12 protein-coding genes are annotated in these 13,522 nt (G+C 43.3%); 11 read left to right on the top strand and 1 reads right to left on the bottom strand.

Annotated features, from left to right (window positions below):
* Positions 1–25 precede the first annotated feature (25 nt).
* The 5 genes from D0463_RS05440 to D0463_RS05420 all read left to right on the top strand — a co-directional run bounded on the left by D0463_RS05440 (position 26) and on the right by D0463_RS05420 (position 6,168).
* On the top strand, positions 26–775 hold the full coding sequence (locus D0463_RS05440) for a (S)-benzoin forming benzil reductase (RefSeq protein WP_117305967.1): 750 nt from the start codon (positions 26–28) through the stop codon (positions 773–775).
* A gap of 85 nt (positions 776–860) precedes the next feature.
* Positions 861–2,165, top strand: a complete 1,305-nt coding sequence (locus D0463_RS05435) for a LysM peptidoglycan-binding domain-containing protein (RefSeq protein WP_117305965.1) — start codon at positions 861–863, stop codon at positions 2,163–2,165.
* A gap of 293 nt (positions 2,166–2,458) precedes the next feature.
* Positions 2,459–3,301 carry a hypothetical protein gene (locus tag D0463_RS05430; RefSeq protein ID WP_117305963.1) on the top strand — a complete coding sequence of 281 codons (843 nt, stop codon included), beginning with the start codon at positions 2,459–2,461 and terminating at the stop codon, positions 3,299–3,301.
* A gap of 50 nt (positions 3,302–3,351) precedes the next feature.
* Positions 3,352–4,233, top strand: coding sequence for a VanW family protein (locus D0463_RS05425; RefSeq protein WP_117305961.1), 882 nt, complete (start codon positions 3,352–3,354; stop codon positions 4,231–4,233).
* 219 nt (positions 4,234–4,452) lie between these two features.
* A complete protein-coding gene (locus D0463_RS05420; protein WP_117305959.1) occupies positions 4,453–6,168 on the top strand; it encodes an ABC transporter ATP-binding protein in 1,716 nt (571 codons plus the stop codon).
* Positions 6,169–6,195: 27 nt separating this feature from the next.
* Here D0463_RS05420 and D0463_RS05415 read toward each other — a convergent pair whose 3' ends face one another.
* The gene (locus D0463_RS05415) at positions 6,196–6,402 is read right to left on the bottom strand and encodes a hypothetical protein (protein ID WP_117305957.1); all 207 of its coding nucleotides are present in this window, start codon (positions 6,400–6,402) and stop codon (positions 6,196–6,198) included.
* Positions 6,403–6,538: 136 nt separating this feature from the next.
* On the opposite strand from D0463_RS05415, the gene D0463_RS05410 reads away from it, so the two are divergent.
* From D0463_RS05410 to D0463_RS05390, 6 genes are all read left to right on the top strand, one after another.
* The gene (locus tag D0463_RS05410; protein WP_117305955.1) at positions 6,539–7,417 is read left to right on the top strand and encodes a carbon-nitrogen hydrolase family protein; all 879 of its coding nucleotides are present in this window, start codon (positions 6,539–6,541) and stop codon (positions 7,415–7,417) included.
* A 5-nt stretch (positions 7,418–7,422) separates the two neighbouring features.
* Positions 7,423–8,088, top strand: a complete 666-nt coding sequence (locus D0463_RS05405) for a GNAT family N-acetyltransferase (RefSeq protein WP_117305940.1) — start codon at positions 7,423–7,425, stop codon at positions 8,086–8,088.
* 183 nt (positions 8,089–8,271) lie between these two features.
* Positions 8,272–11,232 carry a formate dehydrogenase subunit alpha gene (gene fdhF, locus D0463_RS05400; protein ID WP_117305938.1) on the top strand — a complete coding sequence of 987 codons (2,961 nt, stop codon included), beginning with the start codon at positions 8,272–8,274 and terminating at the stop codon, positions 11,230–11,232.
* On the top strand, positions 11,225–11,785 hold the full coding sequence (locus tag D0463_RS05395; RefSeq protein ID WP_117305936.1) for a helical membrane plugin domain-containing protein: 561 nt from the start codon (positions 11,225–11,227) through the stop codon (positions 11,783–11,785). The genes fdhF and D0463_RS05395 overlap by 8 nt, the downstream gene beginning before the upstream one ends.
* Positions 11,786–12,335: 550 nt before the next feature.
* Positions 12,336–12,488 (top strand): hypothetical protein, encoded by a 153-nt coding sequence (locus D0463_RS19320; protein WP_160118373.1) that lies wholly within the window; start codon positions 12,336–12,338, stop codon positions 12,486–12,488.
* Between the two features lie 276 nt (positions 12,489–12,764).
* Complete coding sequence (locus D0463_RS05390; RefSeq protein WP_117305933.1) at positions 12,765–13,505, top strand: Cof-type HAD-IIB family hydrolase; 741 nt, start codon at positions 12,765–12,767, stop codon at positions 13,503–13,505.
* Positions 13,506–13,522 lie beyond the last annotated feature (17 nt).

Here is a 13,522-nt window from a genome sequence, read left to right as displayed (position 1 = left end):
AGACATATTGAGGAAGTGAAAACAATTGAAAACTTACATCATTACAGGTTCCTCAAAGGGGCTGGGGAAAGCTATTTCGGAACAATGTTTTCAAAAAGGGAATCATTGCATCTTAGTGGCTCGTTCAACAAATGAAGAACTAATCGAGAAAGCCAAGCACCATGGTATAAAGGTAAGCAGCATTTCTGCGGATCTTAGCAAGACTGAAGAGCTTCCCGCTTTAATTGAGAAAATCTTCACAGAAATCGGCGAAACTGATGAACTGTATCTCATCAATAATGCTGGTGTGATCGAACCGATTAAGCCTGTCGGCCAGCTGGAACAGGAAAAAATGGAAATCAGCATGAAGGTTAATTATTTAGCTCCGGTCATGCTCTCGAACGCGTTTATAGAAAGAACGAAAGATTTCAACGGTAAAAAGATCATTGTAAACGTTTCTTCTGGGGCGGCATTGCGACCAATTCATGGATGGTCGGCTTATTGCAGCACAAAAGCGGCGCTTGAAATGTTCACCCGTACAGCCGGTCTTGAGCAGCAAAAAGAAAAAAGTCCTGTCACAATCGTTTCATTCTCGCCTGGTATCATGGATACAGAAATGCAGGCAAATATCCGTACAGCGGATGAAAAGGATTTCGCCGATGCAACCACTTTTCAATCGTATAAAGACAAAGGAATGTTAAGGACTCCTCAGGTTGTGGCTGAAAAGTTACTAAATCTGCTTCAACAAGAAGTTCTTGAAAACGGAAGGTTTTATGATATAAAAGAACTTCTATAGCATTTTATCTTATAGGACAGACATATATGTTCTTCCTCCACCCATATGCTTTAAGCAAGGAACATAAATGAAGGGCGGGGTGTAGATGTCTGTCCATGTTGTTAAAGCCGGTGATTCGCTTTGGGCCATTTCAAATTCTTATCGGATAAGCGTTGCAGAACTTATCAGAGTGAACGGGCTTGTTTCAGCAACTGATCTTATTCCTGGCCTTGCGCTATACATTCCAGATGGAAGACGAGCGGAACGCTTGTATATCATAAAGCATGGAGATACCCTTTGGAAAATTTCGCAGAGATATAATACTACTGTTCAAAGAATACTTGCTGCAAACAGGGGAGTGAGTCCTGATAGGTTAACGGTTGGCCAGAAAATCTTGATTCCATCACCTAATCTCTTGCGAATAGAATCGCTTGCTTTCGCCTTTCCTGCAACTGGCGGAGCGGTTTTTACCAACCTGCAGCAACAGGCAGACCGACTGACTTATTTAGCAATAACCGCTTATTCTTTTACAACTGAAGGATATGCTTATCTTGAAGGAAATGACCAACCGCTTTTAACGCGCAGCAAACAGTTGAATGTGAATCCCTTATTAATGATCCGGAATATAAGCAATGGACAATTCAATGCCGAGCTTGTTGGCAGAGTGCTCGAAAGTGAAAATTATCGAAGCAATCTTGTCGAAAGCATTATTAATTTTGTCAGGCAAAAAGGGTACGGAGGTGCCTCGGTTGATTTCGAGTTTGTCCCTCCGGAAAGGCGAAATGATTTTACCCAATTTTTGCGCGATTTAAAAATAGCGCTCGGATCGCTCGTTCTACATGTAAGCGTTCACGCCAAAACAGCCGATAATCCTACAAACCGGCTTGCAGGGGGACATGATTATCGGGCCATCGGCAATGTCGCCGATATCGTGGCCGTAATGACGATTGAATTTGGGTATCAAGCAGGACCGCCAAATCCTGTTTCACCGATATGGTGGGTGGAAGAAGTGCTCCGATATGCCACGGCCAATATAAGCCCGAAAAAAATGCAGGCCGCCTTTCCATTATACGGCTATGATTGGCCACGGCCCAGCGGTTCAGCAAGGGCACTTTCGGTGTTGAATGCCCAAAACCAGGCTATTTCACGAGGCAGTGTCATTATATATGATGAGAATGCCGCCGCCCCCAGGTATGACTATTGGCAGGAACGAATCCAGCACATTGTCTGGCTTGAAGATATTCGAAGCTACATAAGAAAATATCAGCTTGTTGACGCTTACGGTTTACTAGGCGTCACCTACTGGCATCTCGGATTGAATTTCCCTCAAAATTGGGAATATATGAAGGATAATATTTTGGTTGAAAAGAAAATTTTTACGCGATACGGAAATGATTATGATAATTTGTGAAAAATAGTATAGACAGGACCTAGTCATTTATGGTTGGGTCTATTTTTTTTGGAGCAAACGCTCATATTGGACAATGGTTAAGCTAAAACTAATCAAAAGGATTTCAGATGTCATGTGAAACTACTTTAGATACATAATGAGTGAGGTTCCCTAATGCGCAGTTTCTGTTAACTTCATCATATTCAAACCCGATCACTTCGATTAGAAAGAGCGGGCCGCGTTTCCAGCTAATAAAAATAATCTGATGTTTAGACGATAAAAGGCTACTAGCTATTAAAATAGGGAGAAAACTAATGGTCGTCGATACAAGATTTAAAAAAATAATCATTATATTTATCATTTTATTCATGAACGATCATCATGCAGCAGCGGTTAACCTAGAAGATGAAGATGGACCAATCAGTTATAAAATTGAAATGTTATCTTGGGAAAAAGTAAATGAACTTCTCCCTAATCATTCTAAATTCACGATCATCGATAGTGAAACCGGTCTGCAATTCAAGGTTCAACGAAGGGCTGGGAAGATGCATATGGACGCCCAACCGTTATCAAGAAAAGATACTGCGATCATGAAGAAAATTTATAATGGCAGGTGGAGTTGGAAAAGGCGGGCCATTATCGTATTGGTCAAAGATCAAATGATTGCTGCATCTATGCATGGGATGCCACATGGTGCTGGCTCAATCAATAACGGTTTTCCCGGTCATTTCTGTGTTCATTTTTCTGGAAGCACCACACATCGTTCGGGACGTGCAGATCTTGCCCATGAATTAATGATTTGTAAGATTGACGAATATTTAAACGAAGCAGAGCCGTATGAGCTCATCAATATTTTTGCAATTGCTATTAATCAAACCGACACTAAAATTTTACATGCGATCGTTTCGAAATTCGGCTCTCCAAATCGCATCAATAAAGTTGCCAATAACATGAAGTACTTTAGTGTAACAAGATACTTGAACCGTCCTCTTAAAAATACGAAAGGGTTATTACAAGTTGATATACCTGTTGAGGCCACCTATTTTACGATGGATAATCGCAAGGAAGCAAAGATTATCCATTTTATCGTCCGCAGGGAAAGCTTAACGGATGCCTGGTTAATTGATCAAAAAAATCTCTATAAAGAACTAAAATAAGAACACTTGACGATCCTTTGCGTTAGAGAGATATCGGGAGGAATATGTTTATGAGGCTTACATTCTTTGTCGTACTTCTACTATTTGCCCAGCAAGTTCATATTCCTGACAGCTTATCCATAAATGAAAATGGACAGACCATTGCTGACGTTAACCGAGCTGAAATTGCTGTCCCAATGCCCGGAGTTCCAATGATTCATATAGAAAAATATAATGAGCTTGTCGAAAAACTGGAGCGACAAATATACCAGGCACCGAAAAATGCTCAAATTGATGATCATGGCAGAATTGTACCAGGGCGGACAGGAATCAAGCTACATCAAGAAGAATTCGAAAAACAGTTTTACACCTACTTTTTTGATAACGGACCAAATACAATAGAAGTGCCAAAGCTAACGATTCACCCAAAAGTTGACAGCGAGTTACTTGCTAACATCCGTATCCAACGAATTGGTCATTACGTAACCTTTTTTAATGCTAACAACAAAGAACGCTCTCAAAATATTTCTCTTGCTATAGAAGCAATCAACAATCATGTCATTTTTCCAGGTGAAACGTTCTCATTCAACAAGGTTGTCGGTAACAGAACATCTGGCAAAGGATATTTGCGTGCTCCGATTATCATAAAAGGAGAGTTGTCGGAAGGGATTGGCGGTGGAATTTGCCAGGTGTCTTCCACTTTATTTAATGCTATCGACAGAGCGGGACTGCAAATTGTGGAGCGCTATTCGCATAGCAGGCGAGTTCCTTATGTGCCAAATGGGAGGGATGCAACGGTAAGCTGGTATGGTCCCGATTTTCGTTTTAAAAATGATTATAACCAACCCATACTAATCCAGGCCAAAAAGCAAGGAGGAAGCGTGAGTATCCTCATTTACTCGTCTGATGCAATAAATGTGGTGAAGCGAAAAAGTTCAAGTTCGCTGCGTTGACTCATTTATAGGGCAGTTATCGTGAATTCATAGTCTTGAGGGATGCAGTGTGGACATTGTTATAAGAGTCCCAATCATGGATTCCTGAGCAGGATGATCAACAAGAGATAAGCAGATTGTTAATAGTATCTTCATGATTAATCCAAAATGGATTTGCTTGAAAACTTTTCCTTTGGACACTATAATCCTATTATATTTGTTCCAAAAGGAGTAGTTTGGATGTTACGCCGATTTTATTCATATTATCTGCCTCATAAGAAATTATTTATGTTAGATTTCAGCAGCGCGGTTATAGTTGCCGTGCTTGAATTGGGATTCCCGCTCGCGGTTCAATGGTTCATCGATGACCTGTTGCCGCAAAACGATTGGCCGGCAATTGTTTCGGTAAGCATCGGCTTGCTTTTGCTCTATGTGCTCAGTACTTTCCTGCAATATATCGTAAACTATTGGGGACACAAGCTTGGCATCAATATAGAAACCAATATGCGGCAGCAGTTATTCCAGCATGTACAGAAGCAATCATTCAAATTTTTTGACGACACGAAGACAGGCCATATCATGAGCCGGATCACGAATGACCTGTTCGATATCGGCGAGCTTGCACATCATGGGCCCGAGGATGTATTCATTGCCGTGATGACCTTTATCGGCGTTTTTTGGATCATGCTGACGATTAATGTACAGCTGGCTCTTGTAACGATGCTCATCATCCCCTTCCTTGTCTGGGTTATCGTTTTCAGCAACATCCGCATGAACAGGGTCTGGAAAGCGATGTACAGCGATATTGCCGATGTCAACGCCCGAGTCGAAGACAGCGTGTCGGGTGTGAGAGTTGTCCAGTCTTTCACAAATGAAAACTATGAAATTAGCAGATTCGAAAAAAACAACCGCAAATTCCGTAAAGCCAAGCTCTTCGGATACCGCACGATGTCATTCAGCGCATCCGGCATTTATATGATGACCAGATTTATGACGTTAGCAGTTTTGGTCGTCGGTGCCTGGCTCAGCTACAACAAACATCTGTCATACGGGGAACTGGTCGGGTTTGTGCTTTATGTAAATGTGCTATTTAAACCAGTCGATAAAATCGCCGCCCTAATGGAACTCTATCCAAAGGGAATGGCCGGATTTAAACGTTTTACAGAAATGCTTGATATTGAGCCGGATGTAATGGATTCACAGGATGCCGTTGAAATTGCCTCATTACGCGGCGACATAAGATTTACCGATGTCAGCTTCAGCTATGACGATAAAAAGCAAGTGCTGGACGGAATTGATTTATCGATCAAGGCGGGTGAAACAGTTGCTTTCGTAGGACCATCCGGTGCAGGAAAAACAACGATTTGTTCATTGATTCCCCGTTTTTACGATGTGGAGGCTGGCAGCATAACCATTGACGGCCTGGATATCCGCGATATGACGAAGCATTCGCTGCGTTCGCAAATCGGGATTGTACAGCAGGATGTATTTTTGTTTACAGGTACACTTAAAGAAAATATTGCGTATGGCATGCTGGATGCGTCTGATGAAGAAATCGAGGAAGCAGCTAAACAGGCGCACCTGGAGAAATTCATCGAAGGGCTCCCGGACGGCTACGAAACTCAAATCGGTGAAAGAGGGTTAAAACTATCAGGCGGGCAAAAACAACGGATTTCTATTGCGAGAATGTTCTTGAAAAATCCTCCGATTCTCATCCTGGATGAAGCAACTTCTGCACTCGATACCGAAACAGAAATGGTGATTCAGAATGCGTTGAATGAGCTTGCTAAAGACCGGACGACGCTCGTGATTGCCCACCGGCTGGCGACGATCCGGAACGCTGACCGGATTGTGGTTGTCACTGAAGAAGGCATTGCCGAAGATGGCAGCCATGATGAATTGATTGAACAGGGCGGAGTCTTTGCCAACCTGCACCGCATTCAGTTTCAACGCTAAAGGGAACCATGTATGCAAAACTTATTATCAGAGAAAAGGGATCGGCAACAAAAATGAAATTCCGGCAACAAAAGTCCGTGTTTCGGCAACAAACCCGGGGACCGGCAACAAAAATGGAATTCCGGCAACAAAAGTCTGTGTTTTGGCAACAAAATGAGTCATACCGGCAACAAAATCAAAATTCCGGATAGTAAATCTGGAAGAGACTTCACGCCCTGCTGTGTCCGAGCTCAATCGGCGGAATCTCTATACTTTACAAAATCTAAAAATAGTAATCTCAAACTCTTTACAAATCCATCTTCTCTTGTTATATATTTATATTTAGCTGAGAAAAATTCACGGAATTTTATATAAAAAAGGGGGAGTTCCATTGAAATACCGCGTTTCTGCTGTTCAATACCATCTGCATACCATCCAATCATTTGAAGAGTTTGCTAACCAATGCGAACATTATATTAAAACAGCTCAGGAATATGGCTCTGAGTTTGTTTTATTTCCTGAGTTCTTTACGACCCAGCTATTGTCAATCGGCAGTGAACAGGGAACGAGGTTAACCATCAATGAACTTCCTGGATTTACAGATCAATACAGAACATTGTTTTCAAACTTTGCTCAAGAAACCGGCATGCATATTATAGGTGGGACGCATGTCGTCCAGAGAGAAGGCCGCTTGTATAATGTTGCTCATTTATTCTATCCTGACGGCAGGATTGGCGAGCAAGCAAAGCTTCATATTACGCCAACCGAGGTGCATGAATGGAATATGTCGCCGGGCGAGGATTTTACGATTTTTGAAACGGAAAAAGGGAGGATTGCCATTTTAACCTGCTATGACATTGAATTTCCTGAAATCGTGCGCATGGCCAAAGCAAAGGGGGCGGATGTGATTTTCTGTCCGTCCTGCACAGATGACCGCCATGGTTTTCACCGGGTTCGTTATACGAGTCACGCTCGCGCAATTGAAAACCAGGTCTACGTAGTAACGACCGGTACAATTGGTTCGCTGCCGACTGTTGATTTCATGCGCGCTAATTTCGGCCAGGCCGCGGTGATTACACCGAACGACATTCCTTTCCCGCCTAAAGGCATTATGGTGGAAGGAGAATTGAACAGCGATATGATTGTTACGGCAGATCTTGATTTGAGTTTATTGTACGAGGTTCGAGAAGCAGGCTCGGTTACGACATGGAGAGACCGCAGAACGGATCTATATCCTGACTGGGAAAAAGCGGAAACAATTGAAGGGTGATGGCTATGGCATACCGCAATGAACTGTTTGTATTTGATAATGAAATACCTGTATTGTCTGTCGTCCGGAATTATACCGAGGATGATTTTGATGAATTAATTGCGATTCAGGCGGAATGCTTTCCACCGCCTTTCCCAGAGGAATTATGGTGGAATCGGGAGCAGTTGCAAAACCATGTGGACTTATTCCCGGAAGGGGCCTTGTGTATCGAGATTGATGGAGAACTTGCCGGATCGTTGACAGGGCTACGCGTCGATTTTGATCCTCTCCATCCTGCTCATACGTGGGAAGAGATAACCGATGGAGGGTATATCCGGAATCATGATCCGAATGGGAATACATTATATATCGTGGATATCAGTGTCAAGCCGAAATACCGTAAATTCGGGCTCGCAAAGCAGATGATGCAGTCCATGGGCCATATCGTCGTGGAAAAGAAGCTCGACCGTCTGCTCGGCGGCGGACGGATGCCGGGGTACCATCGTTACGCCCGGGAATTAAGTCCCGAACAATATGTCCAGAAGGTGTTGTCAGGCGACCTGAACGATCCGGTGATCACCTTTTTATTAAAGTGCGGCCGGAAGCCGGTCGGCGTTCTGGAAAACTACCTGGAAGATAAAGAATCACTTAATTATGGCACGCTGATGGAATGGAAGAATCCATTTAAATAACAATAGTAGCAACCTAATTCATAGAACCCGCATCCTTGATCTTACAAAATCTATCAGGATGCGGGTTTTTATTATGAAGTCATAACTTATCGGGAGTGAAATTAGTAAAGATGTTTTACAACTATTTTGGAAGGGTAGTGAAAATGATAGGTAATGCTGATTAGTATAAAGGGGGCGTTTTTATTGGCAGATAAGTTACAGATTAACATTAACGGTGTAGAGATGGAGACCACTGATAACCAGACGGTCCTTCAGATGCTTTCTGACAGTTCAATAGAGGTGCCGAGTGTTTGTTATCATCCGAGCCTTGGACCGATTGAAACGTGTGACACCTGTATTGTCAATGTGAATGGAGAGTTTGTCAGATCCTGTTCAACCATGATAAATGATGGAGACGTGATCAATACGATTTCTCCTGAAGTTAAGCAAGCTCAGGTAATCGGGATGGATAAAATCCTCAATAACCATGAATTATATTGTACGGTGTGTGATTACAATAATGGTGGTTGCGAAATACATAATACGGTTAAAGAGATGAAGATTAACCATCAGAGCATTCCGTTTGCGGGGAAGCCCTACGAGGAAGATAATTCCCATCCGTTTTACCGTTACGATCCTGACCAATGCATCCTTTGCGGCCGTTGTGTAGAAGCATGCCAGGATGTCCAGGTCACCGAAACGCTGACCATTGACTGGGAGCGCCAAAAGCCGCGTGTAATTTGGGACAATGATGTGCCAATCAACGAATCTTCTTGTGTGTCTTGCGGCCACTGCTCTACCGTTTGCCCTTGTAACGCAATGATGGAAAAGGGCATGGTCGGGGAAGCAGGTTTTCTGACAAGTATAGCGAAACAAACACTGCGTCCGATGATTGAAGTGACAAAAGGAGTGGAAACCGGCTATGGTTCAATCCTCGCGATTTCGGATATGGAATCAGCCATGCGTGACGAACGAATCAAGAAAACAAAAACAGTTTGTACATATTGCGGTGTTGGCTGCAGCTTTGATGTATGGACGAAAGACCGTGAAATTCTAAAGATAGAACCACAGGTGGAAGCACCGGCGAACGGCATCTCCACTTGTGTTAAAGGGAAATTCGGCTGGGACTTCGTAAATAGCGAGGATCGCCTGACGAAACCATTGATTCGTGAAGGTGATACGTTCCGTGAAGCAGAATGGGAAGAGGCTTTAACGCTCATCGCAGAAAAGTTTACGAATATCAAGAATGAGCATGGCCCAGATTCATTGGGATTCATATCGTCTTCCAAATGTACGAATGAGGAGTCCTATCTTATGCAAAAACTAGCGCGCGGCGTAATTGGCACCAATAATGTCGATAACTGCTCACGCTATTGCCAGTCACCGGCGACTGTCGGATTATTCCGTACGGTAGGGTATGGCGGTGATTCAGGTTCCATCACAGATATCCAAAAGGCGGAGCTCGTGTTAATCGTTGGCTCAAACACGTCCGAATCCCATCCCGTATTAAGCACACGGGTGAAAAGCTCACACAAACTGAGCGGGCAAAAGCTCATTGTAGCTGATATCAGGAAGCATGAAATGGCTGAACGCGCGGACTTGTTCGTGCATCCTAAAGCGGGGTCTGACTTAGTCTGGCTCTCAGCGATAACGAAGTATATCATTGACAATGGTTGGACCGATGAGAAGTTTGTGCATGAGCGCGTCAATGGCTTTGAGGAGTATAAAAAAAGCCTGGAGCTTTTCACATTGGAGTATGCGGAGGAAGCAACAGGCATTTCGAAAGAAACCCTCATCCAAATGGCGGAAATGATTCATGATGCGAAAACAACCAGTGTGTTATGGGCAATGGGCATCACGCAGCATACAGGAGGCAGTGACGCGAGCACTGCTATATCCAACCTTTTACTCATTACTGGAAACTACAGTAAGCCTGGGGCAGGCTCCTATCCGTTGCGCGGTCACAACAATGTGCAGGGTGCCAGTGACTTTGGCTCTATGCCAGACCGGCTCCCGGGCTATGAAAAAATTGCGGATGACAACGTGCGCGCGAAATACGAAAAAGGCTGGGGAGTCAAAATTCCCGAGCAACCTGGCATGAACAACCATGAAATGATAGATGGAATCCATTCCGGCATCCTGAAAGCCATGTACGTAAAGGGTGAGGAAATGGGCCTCGTCGATTCAAATATTAATCATGTGCATGCCGCATACGAGAAGCTTGACTTCTTTGTTGTTCAGGACATTTTCTTCTCACGTACCGCGGAGTTTGCGGATGTCGTGTTACCTGCAAGCCCAAGCTTTGAAAAAGAAGGAACGTTTACAAATACAGAGCGCCGGATCCAGCGTTTGTATCAAGTATTTGAACCTCTAGGAGACTCAAAGCCTGACTGGGAAATCATCCTTGAGATCGCAAACCGCCTTGGCGCAGGCTGGAATTATAACCATCCAGCGGACATTATGCATGAAGCAGCCATGTTATCGCCGCTTTATGCAGGCGTCACCTACGATAGACTTGAAGGATACAATTCGCTTCAATGGCCGGTTACAGCCGATGGAACAGACACACCGCTTCTGTTTGCGGACGGAACATTCCCGTTCCCGGACGGAAAGGCAAACCTATTCCCGGTTCAATGGTCCAAGCCAATTGACTTTGGTCCTGAATATGATATCCATGTGAACAACGGCCGTCTTCTCGAACATTTCCATGAAGGCAATCTGACATACAGGTCAAAAGGGATTTCCTCGAAAACTCCGGAAATCTGGTTAGAGGTATCTCCTGAATTAGCAGAGGATAGGGGGATTAAAGACGGCACGCTTGTAAGGCTGACTTCTCCTTATGGCAACGTCAAGGTTAAATCCCTAATTACGGACCGTGTCCAAGGAAACGAAGTATATCTCCCGATGAACGACTCCGGAGAAGCAGCCGTTAACCTGTTAACGAGCAGTTTTTCCGATAAAGACACCGACACGCCAGCTTACAAGGAAACGATGGCCAAGATGGAAATCCTGAAATATGAAGGGGTCAGCCCAATGCGGGATATCAACCATCGTAACGGCAACCCACAGCCGCAAATTGGTGTGCAGGTGCAGAAGAAATGGGCGCGCAAGGATTATGTTTTCCCTGGTGATGCAGTAAGGGAGGAGCGAAAGCAGCATGGCTAAAGCGATTAAACAAATCCAAAGAATCGAAATTAGCGAAGAGGATCAAAGAAGGAAAGATTTACTTCAAGTAGAAGATGCGCTCATCAAAAATAAGGAAGCCATTCTGGAATCACTTCAAGTTTTGGGTCATATGCAAGATCGCGGTGTACTCTCATTGTTAAATGGATTGTTCGGCCAGGGGGATAAGGTCTTGGATGTCCTCGTCAAAACGGCCGACACGCCTGAGACGACCAATTTGCTGAAGAATCTATTATTAATGGGTGGTCTGCTCGGCACGCTCAATGTCCAACAGCTTGAACCGTTTATATTGAAGATCAATTCAGGTATCGCCAGAGTGGCAGAAACGAAAGATAATGAAGATTCCGTCGGCTATTTTGATTTTGCCAGATCTTTAAAAGACCCTGAAATAAACAAATCGGTATCCTTATTGCTCAACTTTCTAAAAGGAATGGGCGAGGATACAGAAGGTCTTGAGCGGACGACCCAGCCTCCCGAGAAGCAAATCCAGCAGCAAATGCCACGTGAAAAACACGGTATGCATGAAAGAGATTAATGAAAAGCACCCGCTACCAACAACCTTTTTAGGTTGTTGGTAGCGGGTGTTTTTTTGTTTTAGTAGATTTAAGCGAAAGAATCTATCGATAAAGTTTGAAATAAAAAGTTATATAGAGTTTTGATTCAATGAATTAATCCTATAAAGACAACCATTTTTGTTGGATTTATTGTATATGTTGCATTTGTTGGATATTGAAGTTCAGCTATTGGATCAAAACAACATGGTTCCCCGAATCCTCTTTTATACGTCCTAACTTTTTGTAGAAGGTTTAGAGGCCGGTGACAACTATCAAATGCTCAAACGGACGGTTTCTATCAATATACTCGCATTTAAATTAGCGGAATTAAGGAATGAAAATTTTCACTAAAACACATCAAATTCAAGAGGTTCATTCGAAAAATCCTTTAACAGACTTGATGGAAATTCATTTTTTTTAGAATTTCCTAAGTTCGAGCAAATAGAATATGATAAGAATATTTCCCTGCACAGATAGGTATTATTTTTAAAAGATGATATTTCGCAAGAAAAGCTAATGGAGGTCGTTAGCATGGATATGATGACTGGTAAAGCTGAACAAAAATTAGCAAAATTAAGCTCGGATCCTGGAACCCGAAGAGAATACGGGCTTAGAGAAAAGGCACTCTTGGATGAAAATAGCAGACTAAAAGATGCAGTAGATACCGAGTCAAAAGTTTCCTAGAAAGTGGTATGCCTCTAGATGAAGTCGCAAAGCATACACCATATTCAACTGATGAATTAAGACAACTACTAAATAAACTAAATATAGATTAATCCACCAGATTATCGGGTGGATTTCTTCTGTTTTTTAAGCTTTAAGCGAATTATTATTTATTAGTCACTAATTTAACTGCGGTGCCCGTCTCTCAAACATACCAAGCCAACCATTTTCCATTCAGTCTTTATTTTGTTACAGTATAACTAATGGACGAATTTGAAAGGCAGGCTGAATTACATCATGAACAAAGAAATAAAACTAATTGCCCTTGATATGGACGGGACGTTATTGAACGAAGAAGGCAAGGTGTCTGAGGCGAACAAAGCAGCAATCAGAGAGGCGGAACAAAAGGGCGTCAAAGTTTTGCTAAGTACTGGACGCGCTTATGCGTCATGCAGTGAGATCGCAAAATCACTCGAGCTATCCTCTTATCTGATTACGGTAAACGGCAGCGAAATATTTGATCCGACCGGGGAACTGGTTGAGAGGAACATCGTCGGTGCCGAACTGATCCAATGGATGTGGGATTTAAGCCAAAAGCACAAGACGGATTTCTGGGCAACGAGCAGTGATCGGGTTTGGCGGGGAGAAATGCCCGAAGACATTCCATCCTATCAATGGCTGAAGTTCGGGTTTAATATAGAAGACGATAAAATCCGAGAAGAAATCTTAACGATGCTAAGAGAGAACGGCAACCTTGAGATTAGCAATTCAAGTCCGACGAATATCGAAGCCAATGCCGTGGGAATAAATAAAGCCAGGGCGATTGAAAAGGTATGCGGCTTCCTGGATTTAAGGATGGATGAGGTTATGGCGGTAGGCGACAGCCTGAATGACATCGCCATGATTAAGGAAGCGGGTCTTGGGGTAGCAATGGGAAATGCCCAGGATATCGTGAAGGAAACAGCGGATTGGGTTACCGAGACGAATAACAATAACGGAGTGGCAAAGGCCATCCAAAAATGGGTGCTGGAAAAATAAAAGCATAGATAATCGAT

It is taken from the genome of Bacillus sp. V59.32b (assembly GCF_003429085.1).
Lineage (GTDB): Bacteria > Bacillota > Bacilli > Bacillales > DSM-1321 > Peribacillus.
The sequence above is the reverse complement of the archived record's forward strand: the minus strand, read 5'-3'. Positions and strand labels throughout refer to the sequence as shown.